This window comes from Mycobacterium sp. pR1184 (genome assembly GCF_041287235.1).
In the GTDB taxonomy this organism is placed as follows: domain Bacteria; phylum Actinomycetota; class Actinomycetes; order Mycobacteriales; family Mycobacteriaceae; genus Mycobacterium.
Window position 1 is genome coordinate 114,361 of the sequence record NZ_JBGGKR010000013.1, and the last position, 19,491, is coordinate 133,851.

At 68.2% G+C, this 19,491-nt stretch carries 21 protein-coding genes; 7 read left to right on the forward strand and 14 right to left on the reverse strand.

Annotated elements, in window-relative coordinates; all coding sequences use genetic code 11:
* The 6 genes from ACAG21_RS21705 to hisD all read right to left on the reverse strand — a co-directional run bounded on the left by ACAG21_RS21705 (nt 1) and on the right by hisD (nt 5,366).
* Entirely contained in the window at nt 1-801 is an 801-nt protein-coding gene (locus ACAG21_RS21705) for an inositol monophosphatase (protein WP_370498330.1), read from the reverse strand.
* Nucleotides 802-805: 4 nt separating this feature from the next.
* A complete protein-coding gene (gene priA, locus ACAG21_RS21710) occupies nt 806-1,537 on the reverse strand; it encodes a bifunctional 1-(5-phosphoribosyl)-5-((5-phosphoribosylamino)methylideneamino)imidazole-4-carboxamide isomerase/phosphoribosylanthranilate isomerase PriA (RefSeq protein WP_370498331.1) in 732 nt (243 codons plus the stop codon).
* A gap of 82 nt (nt 1,538-1,619) precedes the next feature.
* Nucleotides 1,620-2,240 carry an imidazole glycerol phosphate synthase subunit HisH gene (gene hisH / locus ACAG21_RS21715; RefSeq protein WP_370498332.1) on the reverse strand — a complete coding sequence of 207 codons (621 nt, stop codon included), beginning with the start codon at nt 2,238-2,240 and terminating at the stop codon, nt 1,620-1,622.
* Complete coding sequence (gene hisB / locus ACAG21_RS21720) at nt 2,237-2,857, reverse strand: imidazoleglycerol-phosphate dehydratase HisB (protein ID WP_370498333.1); 621 nt, start codon at nt 2,855-2,857, stop codon at nt 2,237-2,239. Before hisB ends, hisH begins: the two co-directional genes overlap by 4 nt.
* Complete coding sequence (locus tag ACAG21_RS21725) at nt 2,854-4,053, reverse strand: histidinol-phosphate transaminase (RefSeq protein ID WP_370498334.1); 1,200 nt, start codon at nt 4,051-4,053, stop codon at nt 2,854-2,856. Before ACAG21_RS21725 ends, hisB begins: the two co-directional genes overlap by 4 nt.
* Complete coding sequence (gene hisD, locus ACAG21_RS21730; protein ID WP_370498398.1) at nt 4,050-5,366, reverse strand: histidinol dehydrogenase; 1,317 nt, start codon at nt 5,364-5,366, stop codon at nt 4,050-4,052. Before hisD ends, ACAG21_RS21725 begins: the two co-directional genes overlap by 4 nt.
* 110 nt (nt 5,367-5,476) lie before the next feature.
* Here hisD and ACAG21_RS21735 point away from each other — a divergent pair, with 110 nt between their 5' ends.
* Nucleotides 5,477-5,887 carry a nitroreductase family deazaflavin-dependent oxidoreductase gene (locus tag ACAG21_RS21735; RefSeq protein ID WP_370498335.1) on the forward strand — a complete coding sequence of 137 codons (411 nt, stop codon included), beginning with the start codon at nt 5,477-5,479 and terminating at the stop codon, nt 5,885-5,887.
* Between the two features lie 119 nt (nt 5,888-6,006).
* Here the strand turns inward: ACAG21_RS21735 and ACAG21_RS21740 are convergent, their stop codons facing one another.
* From ACAG21_RS21740 to nadA, 4 genes are read right to left on the reverse strand one after another with little or no spacing between them, the layout of a single operon-like run.
* Entirely contained in the window at nt 6,007-7,035 is a 1,029-nt protein-coding gene (locus ACAG21_RS21740; protein ID WP_370498336.1) for an alcohol dehydrogenase catalytic domain-containing protein, read from the reverse strand.
* An 11-nt stretch (nt 7,036-7,046) separates the two neighbouring features.
* Complete coding sequence (gene nadC / locus ACAG21_RS21745) at nt 7,047-7,901, reverse strand: carboxylating nicotinate-nucleotide diphosphorylase (RefSeq protein ID WP_370498337.1); 855 nt, start codon at nt 7,899-7,901, stop codon at nt 7,047-7,049.
* The gene (locus tag ACAG21_RS21750; RefSeq protein ID WP_370498338.1) at nt 7,901-9,466 is read right to left on the reverse strand and encodes an L-aspartate oxidase; all 1,566 of its coding nucleotides are present in this window, start codon (nt 9,464-9,466) and stop codon (nt 7,901-7,903) included. The genes nadC and ACAG21_RS21750 overlap by 1 nt, the downstream gene beginning before the upstream one ends.
* On the reverse strand, nt 9,466-10,515 hold the full coding sequence (nadA, locus tag ACAG21_RS21755; RefSeq protein WP_370498339.1) for a quinolinate synthase NadA: 1,050 nt from the start codon (nt 10,513-10,515) through the stop codon (nt 9,466-9,468). Before nadA ends, ACAG21_RS21750 begins: the two co-directional genes overlap by 1 nt.
* A gap of 46 nt (nt 10,516-10,561) precedes the next feature.
* Between nadA and ACAG21_RS21760 the strand changes: the two genes are divergently transcribed.
* Together ACAG21_RS21760 and ACAG21_RS21765 are read left to right on the forward strand one after the other, a co-directional pair.
* Complete coding sequence (locus tag ACAG21_RS21760; protein ID WP_342928654.1) at nt 10,562-11,284, forward strand: NUDIX domain-containing protein; 723 nt, start codon at nt 10,562-10,564, stop codon at nt 11,282-11,284.
* Between the two features lie 112 nt (nt 11,285-11,396).
* Complete coding sequence (locus ACAG21_RS21765) at nt 11,397-12,737, forward strand: lipase family protein (protein ID WP_370498340.1); 1,341 nt, start codon at nt 11,397-11,399, stop codon at nt 12,735-12,737.
* A gap of 7 nt (nt 12,738-12,744) precedes the next feature.
* Here ACAG21_RS21765 and ACAG21_RS21770 read toward each other — a convergent pair whose 3' ends face one another.
* The 3 genes from ACAG21_RS21770 to bioB are packed head-to-tail and all read right to left on the reverse strand — an operon-like array spanning nt 12,745 to nt 14,699.
* On the reverse strand, nt 12,745-13,407 hold the full coding sequence (locus ACAG21_RS21770) for a DUF2567 domain-containing protein (protein ID WP_370498341.1): 663 nt from the start codon (nt 13,405-13,407) through the stop codon (nt 12,745-12,747).
* Nucleotides 13,404-13,631 (reverse strand): hypothetical protein, encoded by a 228-nt coding sequence (locus ACAG21_RS21775; protein ID WP_370498342.1) that lies wholly within the window; start codon nt 13,629-13,631, stop codon nt 13,404-13,406. The genes ACAG21_RS21770 and ACAG21_RS21775 overlap by 4 nt, the downstream gene beginning before the upstream one ends.
* Before the next feature lie 30 nt (nt 13,632-13,661).
* On the reverse strand, nt 13,662-14,699 hold the full coding sequence (gene bioB, locus ACAG21_RS21780; protein WP_370498343.1) for a biotin synthase BioB: 1,038 nt from the start codon (nt 14,697-14,699) through the stop codon (nt 13,662-13,664).
* Nucleotides 14,700-14,872: 173 nt separating this feature from the next.
* Here bioB and ACAG21_RS21785 point away from each other — a divergent pair, with 173 nt between their 5' ends.
* From ACAG21_RS21785 to ACAG21_RS21800, 4 genes are all read left to right on the forward strand, one after another.
* Entirely contained in the window at nt 14,873-15,055 is a 183-nt protein-coding gene (locus ACAG21_RS21785; protein WP_370498344.1) for a hypothetical protein, read from the forward strand.
* Nucleotides 15,056-15,424: 369 nt separating this feature from the next.
* Nucleotides 15,425-17,263 (forward strand): hypothetical protein, encoded by a 1,839-nt coding sequence (locus ACAG21_RS21790; protein ID WP_370498345.1) that lies wholly within the window; start codon nt 15,425-15,427, stop codon nt 17,261-17,263.
* Between the two features lie 4 nt (nt 17,264-17,267).
* Nucleotides 17,268-17,630 carry a hypothetical protein gene (locus ACAG21_RS21795; protein WP_370498346.1) on the forward strand — a complete coding sequence of 121 codons (363 nt, stop codon included), beginning with the start codon at nt 17,268-17,270 and terminating at the stop codon, nt 17,628-17,630.
* A complete protein-coding gene (locus ACAG21_RS21800; RefSeq protein WP_370498347.1) occupies nt 17,627-18,979 on the forward strand; it encodes a hypothetical protein in 1,353 nt (450 codons plus the stop codon). Before ACAG21_RS21795 ends, ACAG21_RS21800 begins: the two co-directional genes overlap by 4 nt.
* Here ACAG21_RS21800 and ACAG21_RS21805 read toward each other — a convergent pair.
* A complete protein-coding gene (locus ACAG21_RS21805; protein ID WP_370498348.1) occupies nt 18,976-19,482 on the reverse strand; it encodes a 2'-5' RNA ligase family protein in 507 nt (168 codons plus the stop codon). The two genes, ACAG21_RS21800 and ACAG21_RS21805, sit on opposite strands and share 4 nt — an antisense overlap.
* Nucleotides 19,483-19,491 lie beyond the last annotated feature (9 nt).

Below are 19,491 nucleotides of genomic sequence, written 5' to 3' on the forward strand. Positions count from 1 at the left end.
TCAGTAGTCCTCCGGTCGGCCGGCACTGCGCAGAATCTCGAGGATCTCCTCATACGCTCCGGGGGCGGCGGCCAGCACCGAACGGGACTCGGGGGTCCAGGGTTGACCGAGAATATCGGTGACGGTGCCGCCGGCGGCGCGAACCTGCGCGACCCCGGCGGCGTGATCCCACACCTGGCCGCCGAAATGAACCGCGCACGAGAGGATTCCGTCGGCCACGTAGACCAGGTCGAGGCCGGTCGAGCCGTGCATGCGCAGCCGCGAGGACACCCGGCTCAGCTTTTCCAGCACCGCGAGTCGGTAGCGCCCCGGGAACCGTCCCCGCGAGTCGGCGTTGAAGGTGCCGACACCGATCAGGGTGTCGGCCAGCGGCGTGTGATTCAACGGCGCTTGCGCGACATCGTTTTTCATCAGCGGCCCCTCAGCGACGGCCAGGTAGCGATCGTCGGTGAACGGTATCCAGGTCAGGCCGGCCACCGGTTCGCCCTCGTGCAGCAGGCCCAGCAGTATCGCCGCCATCGGTGATCCGGCGGCGTAGTTGAAAGTGCCGTCGATCGGGTCCAGCACCCACACCCATGGCGAATCGACCGGGGTGCCACCGAATTCCTCGCCATGCACTCCGATTCCGGTGGCCGCTTCCAGCGCAGCGACAACCTGCCGCTCGATCGCCAGATCAACCTGGGTGGCGAAGTCGTTGCCCTTCTTGCGAACCGCCGAGTCGGCGCGATGGCCGGCTACGAACGGCGCCACTGCTGCATCGAGGATTGTCGACGCCTCGGCCAGCAGTGCGTGCAGATCCATCGTTCTACTGCCGTACCGCGTCCAGCGCCTGCGGCAAGGTGAACCGCCCGGCGTAGAGCGCCTTACCCACGATGGCTCCCTCGACGCCGCGGTCGGTGAGCGTGGCGATCGCCCGCAGGTCGTCCAGGCTCGAGACGCCACCGGAGGCGATGACGGGGGCATCGGTGCGTTCGGCGACGCTGGCCAGCAGGTCGAGGTTGGGGCCGGCCAGCGTGCCGTCCTTGGTGACGTCGGTGACGACGAACCGCGAACATCCTTCGCTGTCAAGGCGTTCCAGCACATCCCACAGGTCGCCACCATCGGTTTCCCAACCTCGACCACGCAGTCGGTGCTCGCCGTCGACGATCTGGACGTCCAGTCCGACGGCGACCTTCTCACCGTGCTCGGCGATCGCCCGTGCACACCACTGCGGATTCTCCAGCGCCGCGGTGCCCAGGTTGACCCGAGCGCAGCCGGTGGCCAGCGCCGCGGCCAGCGAATCGTCGTCGCGGATCCCGCCGGACAGCTCCACCTGGACGTCGAGCTTGCCCACCACCTCGGCGAGCAATTCGCGGTTGGAGCCGCGGCCGAACGCGGCGTCGAGGTCCACCAGATGAATCCAGTCGGCGCCGTCGCGCTGCCAGTTCAGCGCCGCGTCCAGCGCCGAGCCGTACTCGGTTTCGCTGCCGGCCTTGCCCTGCACCAGGCGCACGGCACGGCCTTCGACGACGTCGACAGCGGGTAACAAAATCAACAAAGCTCCTCCTGAGCGCCGAGACTGCAACTAGCGACGCGGTCTCTCGGCGTTTGCGTCGTGGAATACAGTTTCGCGGAAATCGTCACAGGGCGTGGACCCAGTTGCTCAATACGGCCGCACCGGCATCCCCACTCTTCTCCGGGTGGAATTGAGTGGCGGCCAGCGGCCCGTCCTCGACCGCCGCCAGAAACGGCACCTGATGGGTGGCCCACGTCAGCACCGCCTCCGGCGAGCCTTCCCACCGCTGCGCGGCGTAGGAATGCACGAAGTAGAACCGGGCGGATGCGTCCAGCCCCTTGAAAAGCCCACTGCCCGGACCGGATTGGACGATATTCCAGCCCATGTGCGGGATCACCGGGGCATCAAGCCGCGTCACGGATCCGGGCCACTGCCCACACCCCGACGTCTCGACCCCGAACTCCACGCCGCGCGTGAACAGGATCTGCATGCCGACGCAGACCCCGAGCACCGGGCGCCCGGCGGCCACCCGTTCGGCGATGATCCACTCCCCCGCGATCTTGCGCAGTCCGGTCATGCAGGCCTCATACGCGCCGACCCCGGGCACCACCAGCCCGTCGGCTGCCGCGGCCGCACGCGCGTCGGCGGTGACCTCCACCGTGGCGCCGACCCGCTCCAGCGCACGCTGCGCGGACCGGAGATTGCCTGAGCCGTAGTCCAGCACCACGACTGATTGTCTTGTCACAAAACACCTTTGGTGGACGGCACACCCGACACCCGGGGGTCGGGCTCGACGGCCTGGCGCAACGCCCGTGCGACGGCCTTGTACTGCGCTTCGGTGATGTGGTGCGGGTCGCGTCCATACAGCACCCGCACGTGCAGGGCGATGCGGGCGTTGGCCGCCAATGATTCGAACACATGCCGGTTGATCACGGTGTGATAGGGCACCGAGTTTCCGGCGATCGTGGTGTGCTGCAGGTGATCCGGCTCGCCGCTGTGCACGCAGTACGGCCGGCCCGACACGTCGACGGCGGCGTGCGCCAGCGTCTCGTCCATCGGAATGAACGCGTCCCCGAACCGGCGGATACCCTTCTTGTCGCCCAGGGCCTCCCCGAGAGCCTGGCCCAGCACGATCGCGGTGTCCTCGATCGTGTGGTGCCCTTCGATTTCCACGTCGCCCTTGGTGCGAACGGTCAGGTCGAAGCTGGCGTGACTGCCCAATGCGGTCAGCATGTGGTCATAGAACGGCACACCGGTATCGACGTGCACCTGACCGGTGCCATCGAGGTCGAGCTCGACGACGATGTCGGATTCCTTGGTGCGGCGCTCAATTCGCGCGCGACGAGTCGCAATGGTTGTCACGAGGCTCCTAATACATGGTCGCGACCCGCCGCACGCGGCGTCGTCGCGCTTGCGATCGCTGCGACCGGACGGGAATCGGCTGGGGCCAGCTCGGTGGCGGCGATCTGGGCACTCGCCTCGAGGAACGCGTCGTTCTCCCCGGCAAGTCCGATGGTGGTGCGCAGGTAGCCGGGGATGCCGACGTCGCGGATCAGCACACCAACCTCCAGGTAGCGCTGCCAGGCGGCGGGCGCGTCGGCGAATTCGCCGAACAACACGAAGTTCGCGTCGCTGGGGATCACCCGAAAGCCCAAGCGGCTCAATGCCGCCACGACTCGTTCGCGTTCGGCGATCAACGTGGCCACGCTGCCCAGCGTGTCGTCGGCGTGGCGCAGCGCGGCCCGGGCGGCGGCCTGGGTGACCGATGACAGGTGATAGGGCAAACGCACCAACAGCATCGCGTCGATGAGCGCCGGCGTGGCAACCAGATACCCCAACCGGCCGCCGGCGAACGCGAACGCCTTACTCATCGTGCGGCTGACGACCAGGCGGGTCGGGTACTCCTCGATCAGCTCCACAGCGCTGGGCTGCGACGAGAACTCGCCGTACGCCTCGTCGACGATCAGGATGCCCGGTGTCACGTCGAGCAGCCGGCGCAGATCCGGCAGCGGAATGCTTTGTCCGGTCGGGTTGTTCGGGCTCGTGACGAACACCACGTCCGGTTTGCGCTCGGTGATGGCGGCGACGGCCGCGTCGATGTCGAGGTTGAAGTCGTCACCGCGCGGGGCCTCGATCCATTCGGTGCGGGTGCTGTCGGAAATCAGCGGGTGCATCGAATAGGACGGAACGAACCCGATCGCGCTGCGCCCCGGCCCGCCGAACGCCTGCAAAAGCTGCTGCAAGATCTCATTGGAACCATTGGCGGCCCAGAGGTTTTCGTAACTGAGCAGGGTGCCGGTCTGCGCGGTGAGGTAACTCGCCAGATCGGTGCGCAACGCCACCGCGTCGCGGTCCGGGTACCGGTGTAATTCGGTGGCGACCTCCTGCACGGACCGGACGACATCGTCGACCAAAGCCTGGCTGGGCGGGTGCGGGTTCTCGTTGGTGTTCAGCCGCACCGGAACCGCCAGTTGCGGTGCGCCGTAAGGCGATTTGCCGCGCAAGTCGTCGCGCAGCGGCAGGTCGTCGAGGGTGACCTGTCGTTCGGATGCGGTCATCGTTCGAACCTCCGCCGGACCGCCTCGCCATGGGCGGGCAGATCCTCGGCTTTCGCGAGCGTGACCACGTGTCCGGAGACGTCCTTGAGGGCCGCCTCGGTGTAGTCCACCACGTGGATGCCACGCAGGAAGGTCTGCACCGACAGACCGCTGGAGTGCCGGGCGCTGCCCGCGGTCGGCAGCACGTGGTTGGACCCGGCACAGTAGTCGCCGAGACTGACCGGCGAGTACGGGCCGACGAAAATGGCTCCGGCCGAACGTATTCGGCCCGCAACCTGCGGGGCGTCGGCGGTCTGGATCTCGAGGTGCTCGGCCGCGTAGGCGTTGACCACCTTGACACCGGCGTCGAGGTCGTCGACCAGGATGATCGCCGATTGCGGGCCGCTGAGTGCGGTCGTCACCCGTTCGCGGTGGACCGTGGTCTGCAGCTGCGCGGCGACCTCGGTGTCGGTGGCCGCGGCCAAGTCTTCGCTCGCGGTCACCAGCACGCTGCCGGCCATCTCGTCGTGTTCGGCTTGGCTGATCAGGTCGGCGGCTACGTGCGCCGGGTCGGCGGTGTGGTCGGCGAGGATGGCGATCTCGGTCGGCCCGGCTTCGGCGTCGATGCCGACCAGCGAGCGGCACAGCCGCTTGGCGGCCGTGACGTATACGTTGCCGGGCCCGGTGATCAGGTCGACCGGCGCCAGTTGCGTGCCGTCGGTGTCGACGCCGCCGTAGGCCAGCAGCGCCACGGCCTGCGCCCCGCCGACCGCCCACACCTCGTCCACGCCGAGCAGCCGGGCCGCGGCCAGGATCGTCGGGTGCGGCAAGCCGTCAAATCGGGCCTGCGGCGGACTGGTCACCACCAGCGAGTCGACCCCTGCCGCCTGCGCGGGCACCACGTTCATCACCACGCTGGACGGATACACCGCGTTGCCGCCGGGCACGTACAGGCCGACCCGCTCGACGGGGACCCATCGCTCGGTGACGGTGGCCCCGGGCCCGAGCACCGTGGTGGTGTCGGTCCGGCACTGGTCGGCGTGTACGGCGCGGGTCCGCTCGATCATCACCTGCAGCGCGTCGCGGACGTCGGCGTCCAGCCCGTCCAGCGCGGCCCGCAACGCGGCCTCGGGTACCCGGACCGCCGCCGGGCGTACACCGTCGAACGACTCGCCGTATTCCAGCGCCGCCTCGGCCCCCCGCTCGGCGACGGCCGCAACGATCGGCTGCACTTTCGACAACACCGACTCCACATCGGCCCCGCCGCGCGGCAACGCCGCCCGCAGCCGGGCAGCCGTCAGCTCCGCCCCCCGCAGGTCGATGCGGGCCAGCACAGCAGGGGATGGGGCAGTCACAGCGTCCATTGTCCCAGAGGAACTCAAATCAATATCCGACCGGTACAGTGCCGATAATCAGCGCACAGACGTTCCGCAAGGGAGTGGGCATGTCCACCAAGGATCACCCGAACAACGCCCCGGGCATCCCGATGGTCTATCCGACCTGGTTTGAGAACTTCCAGGTCAAATACGTCAACCCGGCGTTGAAGCCGATTGCGCGCTTCCTGCCCGGCACGGGCACGATCGAACATCGCGGCCGCACCTCGGGCAAGACGTACCGGACCATCGTGACGGCCTATCGCAGCGGCAATGTGTTGGCGATTGCACTGGGCCACGGCAAGACCGACTGGGTGAAGAACGTGCTGGCCGCCGGGCAGGCTGACCTGCACTTTGCCCGCAGCGTCGTGCACATCACCAATCCCCGGATCCTGCCCGCGGGGTCCGACGGCACGGGCCTGCCCCGGCTGGTGCGGCTGCAGTTGCGCCGGATGGCGGTGCTGGTCAGCGATATCGCCTGAGCCGCCGCGCCGCGGCTTGAGTGTGCACCCAGGGTGTTGAGTGTGCGCTCAGGGCGAGATTCGGGCGATTCTTCCGCCCAGGACGCACGCTCGACGGCCAGGACGCACACTCGAACGGGCTACGCCCGGGTGAAGACGGTCTTGCCGATCATCGTCGGCCACACCGAGGGCGCTTCGGCCCACGGCACCACCCGTTCGACGACCGGTGACAGGTCACACCCCCCGGCCAGCAACTGCAGGACCTGCGGAATCGCCGACCGCGCGTTGACCCGCCCGGTGACGAACCTCACCCCGCGGGTGTACATCGGCAGCAGCGGCATCTCGACGGTGGGCTGGTAGTAGATCCCGGTGTCGGTGCACACGCCGTCCGGCCAGGTCGCCCGCAGCGTGGCGGCCAGCAGCGACGGATCGGCGGAGGTGTGCACCGTGACCGGATACGGCTCCCAGGTCTTATCGGGCTTCACCCGATCATGGACCACCGCGCCCAGCTTCTCGGCAGCTGCCAGCCGGCGCACATCGTGGTCGACGTAGTCGACGCGGGCTCCCAGCGCGGCCGCGAACGCGGCGGCGTACAGCCCGATCGACAGCTTGCCCACCACCAGCACGCGGCGATCGGCCGGATCGAGCGCGGCCAACTCTTCCGCGTACGGCCCCACCGCCCGCCAGCCGTCGGGAATGTTGTCCGACAGCGAGGCGATGGCGTTGGGCTGCACGCCATCCGGGACGGGGAGCAGCATCGCGTCGGCGTAGGGCACCAGCACCTCGTCCGACATGAAGCCGCCGCCGTTCAGCCCGGCGAGCGGGCCGAGACCGTACATCGCCATCAGCGGCACCGACCCACACGAGCCGGTCACGCCGCGGCGGCAGGCCGCACAACTGCCGCAACTGATCTGGAACGGCACGACGACCCAATCGCCCGGCCGAACGGTGCCCACGCCATCGCCGACGGCCACCACCTCGGCCAGTCCCTCGTGCCCGACGGCGTAACCGGGCGGCAGCGGCGCAGCGCCGTTGGCAACCGCGATGTCGAGATCGCAGCAGGCCACCATCAACGGCCTGACAACGGCTTGTTCCGGAGCGCTGATCTCCGGCTCCGGCACGTCGCGCCAGATATAGCGTCCGGTGTCTTCGAAGGTCAGCTGCCGCATCTGGGCCAGCCCTACATGTCCAGCCCGATATCGAGCACGCGTACCGAGTGCGTCAGCGCGCCGACGGCCAGGTAGTCCACTCCGGTGCCGGCGTAGTCCGCCGCGGTCTGCAGGCTCAGCCCGCCCGACGACTCCAGCAGCACCGCGGGCGCGCGGGAGTCACGACGCTGCACGGCGATCTGGGTCTGCCACACCGGGAAATTGTCCAACAGGATCAACTCCGGCTTCTCGGGCAGGACCTCGTCGAGCTGTTCGAGCGAGTCGACTTCGACCTCGCAGGGCAGATCGGGTGCGGCCTCGCGTACGGCGTGCAACGCCGCGACGACTGATCCGGCGGCCGCCACGTGGTTGTCCTTGATCAGGGCGGCGTCGCCCAGACCGAGGCGATGGTTGACCCCGCCGCCGATCCGAACCGCGTACTTCTGCAGGGCGCGCAGGCCGGGCAGCGTCTTGCGGGTATCGCGGACCTGCGCCTTGGTGCCGCTGACAGCGTCCACCCAGGCCGCGGTCGCGGTGGCGATCCCCGACAGGTGGCAGATCAGGTTCAGCATCGTCCGCTCGGCGGTCAACAGCCCACGGTTCTCGGCCCGCACCGTCAAGACCGCCTGGCCGGGTTGCACGCGGGCGCCGTCGTCGACGCGGTCGAGCACCTGATAGCCGTCGGCACCGAGCACCTCGTCGAGCACCAGCAGGGCGACATCCAATCCGGCGATGACGCCGGCCTCCCGGGGCACCATGGCCGCCGTCGCTTCGCCGGCGGGCACCGTTGCGAGCGTGGTGATGTCGGGCCCGTAGCGCAGATCCTCGTCCAGACCGCGCCGGACGGTGTCGAGCGCAACGGCCACCTCGGCGTCGGACAACGTCATCAGGACACCGCCGCCAGGTCTTCGGCGTACACGGTGTCGGCCGACCGGACCATGATGCTGCGGGCCTTGTCCGGTGCGGACGCCGGGTACTCGGCGCGGTGGTGGCAGCCGCGGCTTTCGCTGCGGGCCAACGCCGCAGCGGCCACCGCGCGGGCGGTGAGCGTCAGCGCGACGTCCTCGAAGTCGCGACGGCCTTCGATCGCGCGGACCCGCGCCCGGGACAGCGTCTCGGACAGCCGCTGCAGCCCGGAGGCGTCCCGGACCACCGACGCGTCACGAGTCATCGCGGATTGCAGTTCGCGGCGTTTCGACGCGGTGTGGACGATCGGCTCGGGCGGTATCGCCAGCGCCCGTCCGGTCGCCAGCGCGTGTGTCGAAGCGGCCTTCCCGGCGCGACCGCCCACCACCAGACCTTCCAGCAAGCTGTTGGACGCCAAGCGATTCGCCCCGTGCATGCCGGTGCGGGCCACCTCACCGGCGGCGAAGAGCCCGGGCAATTCCGTCCGGCCGTGCACATCGGTGACCACGCCACCGCAGCTGTAATGGGCGCCCGGTACCACCGGGATGGGTTGGCGGACGGGGTCGACGCCGGCGGCCCGGCACGCGGCGGTGACGTTGGGGAACCGTGCTGCAAAACCGTCGATGCCACGCGCGTCGAGGAAGACGCATTCGTCGCCGGTGGCCCTCAGCCGTGCGTCGATGGCCCCCGCGACGACATCGCGTGGCGCCAGGTCTCCCATCGGGTGCACTCCCGCGGTGACCGAATTGCCTTGCCGGTCAATCAATACCGCACCCTCCCCGCGGATGGCTTCGGTGATCAGCGGCCGACGACCGCCGGCCTGGCCACCGAACAGCATGGTGGGGTGGAACTGGATGAACTCGAGATCACTGACCGCGACACCGGCCCACAACGCCAAAGCGATTCCGTCGCCGGTGGATCCGTCCGGATTGGTGGTCGCGCTGTAGAGATGCCCGAGGCCTCCGGAGGCCAGGATCACCGACGGCGCACTGATGATCCCGATGCCGTCCGGATTGCCCACGGCCACGCCGGTCACCGCCGCGCCGTCATGCAGCACCTGCAGCGCCACGTGGCTGCTGCGGATGTCCAGCATCCGGGCGGCATCGTCGAGTGCCCGCTGTACCTCGGCGCCGGTGGCGTCGCCGCCGGCATGAACGATGCGCCGCCGCGAGTGCCCGCCCTCGCGGGTCAGCGCCCACTGGCCGGGCATCGATTCGTCGAATCGCGCACCGTCGGAGACTAATTCGCTGACCGCGCGGTAGCCGTCGGCGACGATCGAGTAGACCGCGTCGGGATCGCACATCCCGGCACCGGCGGCCAGGGTGTCGGCGACGTGTGCCTCGACGGAGTCGTCGTTGTCCGGCAGCACGACCGCGATCCCGCCCTGCGCGTAGTGCGTAGCGGTGACCCCGTGGGTTTCCTCGGCCTTGCTGAGAACGACGACGGTGCGGCCGGCACGGTGAGCCGCCAGCGCGGCGGCCAACCCCCCGACACCCGTGCCGATCACGACGACGTCGGCGCTGTCGGTCCAAGCGGGACGGATCATCATTCGCCGCCGCCCGGCTGGCCGATCTCGATCATGCGCTGCACGCTGCGCCGGCCCGCCGCCGCGATTTCCGGGTCGACGTGAACCTCGTCGGCGCCGTCGACCAGGCAACGCAACAACGCTGCGGGTGTGATCATCTTCATGTACTTGCAGGACGCCCGGTCATTGACCGCCTGGAAGTCGACTTGCGGTGCGGCGCGGCGCAATTGGTGCAGCATGCCGACCTCGGTGGCGACCAGGACCTTGCGGGCCCGCGTCTGGTGCGCCGCGTCCAGCATGCCGCCGGTGGAAAGAATCTTGACCCGCTCGGCGGGGAAGGCGCCCTCGCCGGCGAGGTACAACGCCGAAGTCGCACAACCACATTCGGGGTGCACATACAGTTCGGCGTCGGGATTGGAGCGGGCCTGGTCGGTGAGCTCGTCGCCGTTGATTCCGGCGTGCACGTGGCATTCACCGGCCCATACGTGGACGTTCTTGCGGCCGGTCACCCGGCGGACGTGGGCGCCGAGGAATTGGTCCGGGCAGAACAGCACCTCACGGTCGGGATCGATCGACTCGACCACGTCGACCGCGTTGGACGAGGTGCAGCAGATGTCGGTGAGCGCCTTCACGGCCGCGGTGGTGTTGACGTAGGAGACGACCACGGCGCCGGGGTGCTCGTCCTTCCAGGCGCTCAGCTCCTCGGGAGTGATCGAATCGGCCAGCGAGCAACCCGCCCGCTGATCCGGGATCAGCACGGTTTTGTGCGGGCTCAGAATCTTGGCCGTCTCAGCCATGAAGTGCACGCCGCAGAACACGATGGTGTCCTCCCGTGCTTCGGCGGCGATGCGCGACAGCGCGAGCGAATCGCCGACGTGATCGGCGACGTCCTGAATCGCGGGCAGCTGATAGTTGTGCGCGAGCACGGTGGCGCCGCGCAGGTTCGCTAGGCGGCGAATCTCGCTGGCCCACTGCTCATCACCGTCCACGCCGCCGAAGCCGGCGGGCGAGTCGGTGATGCTGGCAACCATGTCTTCGGCGAGCGTGTCCATGCGATTCATGACCGTCACGGCGGCTCCTTTCGGCCGAGCAGGTTTTCGACTTACAATCGAAAACATGCCCAATGGTAGCACCGCGCATGAAGTGCTCGCGGTCGTGTTCCAAGTTCGCCAGGCGACCGAGCAGGTTAAGGGAGCCTCCCGAAAGGGAAAACCGCAGCTTAACGTGCTGTTATGGCAGCGTGCGCGCGATCCGCAACGCGGCTCCTGGTCGCTGCCGGGCGGACGGTTGCGCAACGACGAGGATATGACCACCTCGGTGCGACGACAGCTGGCCGAAAAAGTGGATCTGCGCGAACTGGCTCACCTCGAACAGCTCGCCGTGTTCTCCGACCCGGGCCGGGTGCCGGGCGCGCGGGTGATCGCGTCGACATTCCTGGGCCTGGTGCCCTCCCCCGCCACTCCGGAGCTGCCGCCGGACACCCGGTGGCATCCGGTGAGCGCGCTACCGCCGATGGCGTTCGATCACGGCCCGATGGTGACGCACGCGCACGCCCGGCTGGTCGCCAAGATGTCCTACACCAACATCGGATTCGCCTTAGCGCCAAAGGAATTCGCGCTCTCCACACTGCGCGACATCTACAGCGCGACCCTGGGCTACCAGGTAGACGCGACGAATCTGCAGCGAGTGCTGGCCCGTCGCGGCGTGATCACGCAGACGGGCACCATCGCGCAGTCGGGTCGCAGTGGGGGGCGACCGGCGGCGTTGTACCACTTCACCGACGCCGCGCTGCGAGTCACTGACGAATTCGCCGCGCTGCGGCCGCCCGGCCAGCCTTGATCCGCCTCACCGGCGCCCGCTTGACGAGTAATCGCTCACAAACTGGCCATTACAGTTTGGTTACCGGCTGTTCATGCGCGAAGATGCCCGATGGCCTAGAAGGGATCCTGAATTGGTTGAACTCGGCAATTTGGCAGGTACCGACGGGGCGGAATGGATCGGTCGGCCGGCACACGAGGCATTGCAGCCCAAGGCGCGTCCGCTGCTCCCCTCCGACGACCCGTTCTATCAGCCGCCGTCCGGCTTCCAGCACGCCGCGCCCGGCACCGTGCTGCGCTCCCGCGACGTCGAACTGGCCTTTCTCGGCCTGATTCCACAATCGGTGTCGGCCATCCAGCTGCTCTACCGGACCACGGACATGAACGGCGCCCCCGAGGCGTGCGTGACGACGGTCCTCGTCCCGGCCGAACGCGTGGTGGGTCAAAAGACCCCGCTGCTGTCCTACCAATGCGCGATCGACGCGATGTCGGCGCGCTGCTTTCCGTCCTATGCGCTGCGCAGACGATCGAAGGCCCTGGGGTCCATCGCCCAATTGGAGCTGTTCCTGGTCGCCGCGGCCGTCGCCGAAGGTTGGGTGGTCTCGGTTCCCGACCACGAAGGACTGCTGGGCATGTGGGGTGCCCCCTACGAACCCGGCTACCGCACCCTCGACGGCATCCGGGCCGCCATCAACTCGTCCCGGATCCCGACGTCCACATCGGCGCCGATCGGCCTGTGGGGCTACTCCGGCGGCGGGCTTGCCAGCGCCTGGGCCGCCGAAATGTGCGCCGACTACGCGCCCGAGCTGGACGTCGTCGGGGCGGTGCTGGGATCGCCGGTCGGCGATCTGGGCCACACCTTCCGGCGTCTCAACGGTGGCTTCCTGGCGGGCCTACCCGCGATGGTGGTGGCCGCGCTGGCACACATCTACCCCGACTTGAACAGGGTCATCGAAGAGCACACGAACGACGAAGGACGCGCCCTGCTGGACCGCCTGGAGTCGATGACGACGGTCGAGGCCGTGCTGCGAATGGCCGGCAAGAACATGGGCGACTACCTTGACGAGCCGCTCGAGGACATCTTGTCGACCCCCGAGGTGTCCTATGTCTTCGACAACATCAAGCTCGGCGTGGCGACACCCGCACCGCCGGTCCTGATCGTGCAGGCCGTCCACGACTACCTGATCGACGTCCACGACATCGACGCGCTGGCGGACGCCTATTCGGCCGGCGGAGCCAGCGTCACCTACCACCGCGACGCATTCAATGAGCACATGCTCCTGCACCCGCTGTCGGCGCCGATGACGCTGCGCTGGCTCACCGACCGCTTCGCCCGCCGGCCGATCAACGAACACCTGATCAGGACCGTTTGGCCGACGGCGTTCAACCCCATGACCTACGCCGGCATGATGCGACTGGGCGTAATCGCGGCCAAGGTCCTCACCGGACGAAAGATTCATCGCCGTCCGCTGTGACCCGTCGCTAGGAGACGGAGGCTTCAGGCTCCATCGGACGCGGATGGGCCGGCTGATCGGTCAGCCCTGAGCTGCCCAGGTCGTCGTGGGCGCTTCCGGCCGCCAGCAGGGCATAGACCAGAGCGGCGATGGCGGCGGGCCACAGCAGCGTGATGGCGATCTGCAGCGGGCCGGGCCCGAAGAACACCGGCGGCGCCTGGATGACGTAGGACACGGCGGGGCTGCCCACCACCGGCACCTTGTCGACGTCGAGGGCGCCGTAGCGCAACAGGGCCAGCACCGCCCCTACCGCCGATGCCGCGCTGGCCGCACCGACCATGCCGAGCGTCAGGCCGACGAGCATGCCCGGGCCCCGCCGCCGGCGCCACTGCCACGCCAGCACCGACGCCACCACGGCCAGCACCGTCAACAGGCCCAGCATCAGGCACGGCACGTCGAAGAAGTGTTCAGACTCGGTGCCCAGGTAGTCGTGCACTCGCTCGCCGGAGCGGGTGATCGCCACCACCAAGTGAATCGGCGGGGCCATCCATGCCCACAGACCACCCACCAACACCCCGGTCGCCGAAAGCCCGAGGACCGCAACGATCATCGCGCGCAGCGGCGGCCCAGCGGGCTGCACAGCCGCCGGTACCGCGGGCACGGGAACCGCGGACGCCCAGGGTTCGGTCACCGCTGAGTCTCCAGATCCGCCGAGTCGACCTCGCCGTGCCGCGAACAGCGCGCGCGCCAGCCGTCGGGGCGAACCTGGACGATCATCCGGCGTCCGCATTCGGCGCAGAAGCGCGGCGGCTCAAGGCCCAGCTGGGCCGCGGTAGGCACCGTCGTACCTCCCCGTTCGCCGGTGTAGACGTTGTAGACGCCGGCGCTGACGGGAGCGCCCAGATCTGGAACCACAAGACTCAAACCTAGCCGCTACAGAGTGGCTTACAAGCTGGCATTGAGCGCCTTGATCGGCATCTGCAGATCCTCGAGCAGCTCCAGATCGGATTCTGCGGGACGGCCCAGGGTGGTCAGGTAATTCCCGACGATCACGGCGTTGATCCCGCCCAGGATGCCCTGCTTGGCGCCGAGGTCGCCCAGGGTGATCTCCCGGCCCCCGGCGAAACGCAGCATCGTGCGCGGCAATGCCAGCCGGAAGGCGGCCACCGACTTCAGTGCTTCGCTGACCGGCATCACCTCGAGGTCACCGAACGGCGTGCCGGGCCGCGGGTTGAGGAAGTTCAGCGGCACCTCGTCGGGGCCGAGCTCGGCGAGGTCAGCGGCGAATTCCGCGCGCTGCTCCAAGGTTTCGCCCATGCCGAGGATGCCGCCGCAGCACACCTCCATGCCCGCGTCGCGCACCATCGTCAGGGTCTGCCAGCGCTCTTCCCAGGTGTGGGTGGTGACGACATTGGTGAAGAACGACTTGGCGGTCTCCAGGTTGTGGTTGTAGCGGTGCACGCCCATCGCGGCGAGCTCGTCGACCTGCTCGGCGGTCAGCATGCCCAGCGAGCACGCGACGTTGATCTCGACCTCGTTGCGGATCGCCTCGATGCCGGCCGCGACCTGGGACATCAGCCGCTTGTCCGGACCGCGTACCGCGGCCACGATGCAGAACTCGGTGGCACCCGACTTCGCGGTTTGCTTGGCGGCTTCGACCAGGCTCGGGATGTCCAACCAGGCGCTGCGCACCGGCGAGGCGAACAGCCCGGATTGGGAGCAGAAGTGGCAGTCCTCGGGACAGCCGCCGGTCTTGAGGCTGATGATGCCCTCGACCTCGACCTCGGGGCCGCACCAGCGCATCCGCACCTCGTGGGCCAGCGCCAGCAGCTCCTCGAGCCGGTCGTCGGGCAGTTGCAACACCTGCAGAACCTGGTCCCGGCTCAATCCCTCGCCGCCCTCGAGCACCTGCTGGCGGGCTACCGCCAGGATGTCTGCTTCGTCCCCGGCTTCGGTGGTGGGTCGAGTTGCCGCTTGCGTCACCAAGTACTCCCCTGCATCTTTGTCGCGTCCGCGTCTGCGGTCACCGCCGCCACCACGTCGTGGCAGCCTGAACGAAACGGTGTTCAAGGTAGGGTAACGGCCCGCACGTGCGCGCCCGCGACGCGGGCGCGCCGGGGCCGTGGATATGGCGACTTCAGGGGTATACGGGAACCATGGCCACCGCGCATGTCGAGTACTTGGCGCACCACATGCTTCTGCTGGCGCTGCCGGCCTTCTTGCCGGCCGTGATCGTCGTCGCTGTGATCCTCTACGCCGCGTTGAAGGACCGTCGCACCGGGCAAACCGACGACGCCCGGGGCCAACCGGGCGCCACTGACGACGCAGCTGACCGATAGGTCCACACCAGTTCGACTTTCAGGTGGCCGCCGCTTCGGCCTCCCGCTCCTCCGAGTCCGTTGCAACTGTTCACCAACATGCCATTTCCTGACACATTAGCCCAGCCCAAAGGCTTCAGGGACAAAACCAGTGCTGTATACGACCGTTCACTAACCCTTGCGGGAACGGGCTACTTACCGGTAACCTGCGCGGTAGTAGGGCCTGGCCAGTGGCATACGCAGGGGGATGTCTGAGCTACCCGAAAATCCGCACGGACCTGGTGATTGACCGGCCCGCAATCGGGGCATTACACACAGGATCGTGCACCTTACCTGACGGTAATAAGTGACTGTCGGAGCAAACGTCGACGGTCCGCGCAGTAGGAGGACATGACGATGGTGTCAACTGGGCTGCCGCTGCTGGCCGAGCCGTCGGCTCGCGGAGCGGGACTCAACCAGGTGATCGGCCTGACGCTGGCCGCGATGGTCATCACGCTGGTCATGTTGTGGGTGGGCTACGCGCACCGCTCCCATCGCATCACGTGGTTGACCCGCCTCGCCGACAAGCTCGGCGAGAAATTCCACCGACCGAACTGGGTCGCGCTGCCGGTCCTGGTCTTCACGACGTCGATCATCTGTGCGCTGTTCGGCTTCATCTGGGACGTCAGCTGGCACATCGGCAACGGCCGCGATCCCGGGCCGTTGGCCAACCCGGCGCACTACTTCATCATCATCGGCCTGTTCGGGGTGTTCCTGGCCGGCATGATCGCGGTCGTCATCCCCTACGAGAAGCCCGGGCCGGCGTCGGTGCGGATCACCCGCAACTGGCACGCGCCGGTCGGCGGCGTGCTGATGGCCGGCTGCGGACTCTACGCGATGATCGGCTTCCCGCTCGACGACATCTGGCACCGCATCTTCGGCCAAGACGTCACTCTTTGGGGCCCAACACATCTGATGATGATCGGTGGCGCCTGCTTTTCGCTGTTCGCGGTGCTGATGCTGGAACGTGAAGGCGAGGCCCAACAGGCGGCGGAGGCCGCCAAGGGCGCTTTCATCACCTTCCTGCGCTACTTGTCCTTCGGCGGCATGTTCATCGGGTTGTCGGTCTACCAGATCGAATACGACTTCGGTGTCGAGCAGTTCCGGCTCGTGTTGCAGCCGATGATGATCGCCTTCGCGTCCGCACTGGCCGCCGTTGCCGCCCGCGTCACGATGGGCCGCGGCGCCGCGATCATCGCGGCGTTGTTCGCCATTGCGCTGCGCGGCGGGGTCGCGTTGCTGGTGGGCCCGATCCTGGGCGCACCGATCAACTGGTTCCCCCTGTATCTGGGCCCCGCGCTGGTGGTCGAACTGGTGGCGCTGACGCCGCTGTTCAAGCGCCCCATCGCTTTTGGCGCCGTGTCTGGGCTGGGCGTGGCCACGGCCGGGCTGTGGCTGGAATCTCTGTGGATCGCGGCGGTGTACCACTACCCGTGGCCGGTCAGCATGTGGGGCGAGGCCCTGGCGATGGCGGTTCCGGTCGGGGTGCTCTCCGGAATGTGCGGGGCGCTGTTCGGCATGGTGCTGACCGGGCAGCGGCTGCCGCAGCGCTGGATCGGGATCTCGACGGTCGTGGCCACCGTTGTGGTGATCGGTGGCGCAGTGGCCAACGGTCTGCACATCGTGGTGCCCGAGCATGGCAAGGCCGCCATCACGCTGACCGAGCTGCCCAGCGCCGCAGGCCAGCGCATGGTATCCGCCGACGTGCAGCTCACACCGCCCGATTCCGTTGGCCCGCAACCGGATTGGCTGACTATTCTGTCCTGGCAGGGCCGCATGGAAAACGGCCGGGGCCTGGTTATCGACCGGCTCGAGAAAGTCGGACCGGGCCACTACCGGTCCACGCAGCCCGTCCCGGTCTGGGGATCGTGGAAGACGCTGCTGCGGATTCAGGACGGCTACACGATGACGGGCGTGCCGATCTATGAGCCGGCCGACGACGCCATTCCCGCGGCCGAGGTTCCCGCGCTGTCCTCGATCGACCGGCCGTTCGTGCGCGAGATCACCATCCTGCAGCGCGAACGCGACCAGAACGCTCCCAGCTGGCTGTACAACGCCGGTTCGCTCGTGGTGCTGGTGCTGACGCTGATGGTCATCGCCGGTCTGACCTGGGGTGCGGGCCGCATCAACGATGCGCTGTCCGAACCCGAACCGGTCGAGGAAAAACAACCGCTGCCGCGGGCGGCATGAGCCGATGACATTGCGCGGCACGCTCAATGCGGCGTGGATGACGGTGTTGATGTGCGGCCTGATCGGCTGCGGCGGCCCCAAGGGCCAACCCGCGCCGGGCGCCTTGGACATCGACGTGAAGATCGTCCAAAAGCAGGTCACCCCGACGAACGCGGTACTTCAGGCGAAGGTCAAGCAACAGATCGTCCTGCACGTCACCAGCGACGCGACCGATGAACTGCACGTGCACTCGGTGCCCGATCACAAGTTTGCGGTCGCCGCCGAACCCAACCAGACGTTTCAGTTCAGCGTCGACGTCCCCGGCAATGTCGAAGTGGAACTTCACCATCTGGACCGGACGATAGCGACGATTCAAGTCCAGCCGTGACGCGGCTGCTGGCGCACGGTCTGGGCGGATCGAGCGATCTTCCGGTCCCCTACGCGTACGCGATGGTCGGCGCCGCGTGGGCGCTGACGTTCACGTTCGCGTTGGTCGCCTTCGCGTGGCGGCGACCCCGATTCGACCCGGATGCGCCCGGCCATCCGCTACCCGCGTGGGTGACGACGCTGGTCGACGCCCGGGCGACGCGCTGCACGGTTGCCGGCGTGGCGCTGGCCTTCGCGATATGGGTGGTGCTGGCCGGGATCTTCGGTCCGCAGACGCGCGCCAACGGTCTGCTCGGCACGTTCTACGTGCTGCTGTGGGTCGGGCTGGTCGCGCTATCGCTGGCGCTCGGCCCGGTGTGGCGGGTCATCTCTCCGGTGCGCACGGTGTACCTGCTCGCGCGGCGCGCCGTGCCCGAGCGGCTGAGCCGGCCGCGACTGCGCTACCCGCAGAGCTGGGGTTACCGTCCGGCCGCGGTCGGACTGTTCGCCTTCGTGTGGCTGGAGTTGGCGAGCCCGGACTCGGCGTCGCTGCCCTGGGTGCGGGGTTGGCTGCTGATCTACGCATCTGTGCTGCTGGTCGGGTCGTGGCTGTGCGGGCAACGCTGGCTCGCCCGGGCCGACCCATTCGGGGTGTACAGCATGGCGGTGTCGCGACTGTCTCCGTTTTGGCGCTCAAAAGCCAACGGGCAGATCGTCATCGGCAATCCGTTCGACCACCTGCCGTCGCTGCCGGTGCGGCCCGGGGTGGTCGCGATGCTGGCGGTGCTGCTCGGGTCGACGGCGTTCGACAGCTACTCGTCGTCGCCGACCTGGCGCAACTTCGCCGATCGGCTTTCCCGGCTGGCGCACGACGTGCCGCCGACGCTGATGTCGTCGGCGTTGCGGACCGTCGGGCTGCTGGTCTTCATTTCGGTTGTCGCGCTGACATTTTCGCTTGCGGCCCGGGCAACCGGCGGGGTGGACCGCGAGCAGCGACGCGCCCTGCCCGGTCAGCTGGCACACTCGCTGATCCCGATCGTGGTGGGCTACATCTTCGCGCACTACCTGTCCTATCTGGTGGAACGCGGGCAGCAGGCCGTGATCGCGCTGGCCGATCCGTTCGGCCGCGGCTGGAACCTGTTGGGGCTGGCCCATTTACCGGTGAACTATGTGTTGTCCCAGCACCCGCCGGTGCTGGCCGGCATCAAGGTGGCCTGCGTGGTGACCGGGCACATCGTCGCGGTGATCGCGGCGCACGACCGGGCGCTGCGGCTGTTGCCGGCCGGCCATCAGCTCACCGGGCAGCTCACCATGATGCTGGTCATGGTCGGCTATACGTTCACCGGCCTGTACCTGCTCTTCGGCGGCTAGAGCAGGTGATCGACGCGTTCGTCGCCGTCCCAGCGCCGTAACCCGGCGAAGTGTCCGTCGAGCTGCGCCGGCTTGGCCGCGATGTTCAGCGCCGGCCCCAGATGGGAGGCATCGATGCGCCGGGCCAGCGTGACGTGGGCCGTCCACTGACCGGGAAGACTGTTCGGCAGCGGCGCGGGCAGTAGATGCGCGGCGGCCAGGCGGTGAACTTCGGCGTGCAGATCCAACAACTCGGTGCTGGGCACGATCAGCCGGGCGAACACGATGTTGGACCGGCCGAACAAGACCGGCGCTCCGACCGCACAGCGCAACGGCAGCCGCCGCAGCACTGGCCGCAGCGCCTCGTCGACGGCCGGGTCGATGCGTTCAGCGACGGCGACCGTCACGTGTGGACGTCCGGGCGGTACCCGGCAAGGCAGGTCGGCGGCGGCCAAGTCGTCCCAGATCCGCCGCAGCGCGGCCTCGGTGTCGCCGTCGAACAGCAACTCGATCGAATGGACCATCAGCCGGCC

Bases quoted from the DNA above. Each gene is read 5' to 3' on its own strand.
- ACAG21_RS21705 (WP_370498330.1), bottom strand. From the start codon at position 801: ATGGATCTGCACGCACTGCTGGCCGAGGCGTCGACAATCCTCGATGCA.
- ACAG21_RS21725 (WP_370498334.1), bottom strand. From the start codon at position 4,053: ATGACCGCATCCGAACGACAGGTCACCCTCGACGACCTGCCGCTGCGC.
- ACAG21_RS21735 (WP_370498335.1), top strand. From the start codon at position 5,477: ATGTCCACCAAGGATCACCCGAACAACGCCCCGGGCATCCCGATGGTC.
- ACAG21_RS21740 (WP_370498336.1), bottom strand. From the start codon at position 7,035: ATGCGGCAGCTGACCTTCGAAGACACCGGACGCTATATCTGGCGCGAC.
- nadC (WP_370498337.1), bottom strand. From the start codon at position 7,901: ATGACGTTGTCCGACGCCGAGGTGGCCGTTGCGCTCGACACCGTCCGG.
- ACAG21_RS21750 (WP_370498338.1), bottom strand. From the start codon at position 9,466: ATGATCCGTCCCGCTTGGACCGACAGCGCCGACGTCGTCGTGATCGGC.
- ACAG21_RS21760 (WP_342928654.1), top strand. From the start codon at position 10,562: ATGCCCAATGGTAGCACCGCGCATGAAGTGCTCGCGGTCGTGTTCCAA.
- ACAG21_RS21785 (WP_370498344.1), top strand. From the start codon at position 14,873: ATGGCCACCGCGCATGTCGAGTACTTGGCGCACCACATGCTTCTGCTG.
- ACAG21_RS21790 (WP_370498345.1), top strand. From the start codon at position 15,425: ATGACGATGGTGTCAACTGGGCTGCCGCTGCTGGCCGAGCCGTCGGCT.
- ACAG21_RS21795 (WP_370498346.1), top strand. From the start codon at position 17,268: ATGACATTGCGCGGCACGCTCAATGCGGCGTGGATGACGGTGTTGATG.
- ACAG21_RS21805 (WP_370498348.1), bottom strand. From the start codon at position 19,482: ATGGTCCATTCGATCGAGTTGCTGTTCGACGGCGACACCGAGGCCGCG.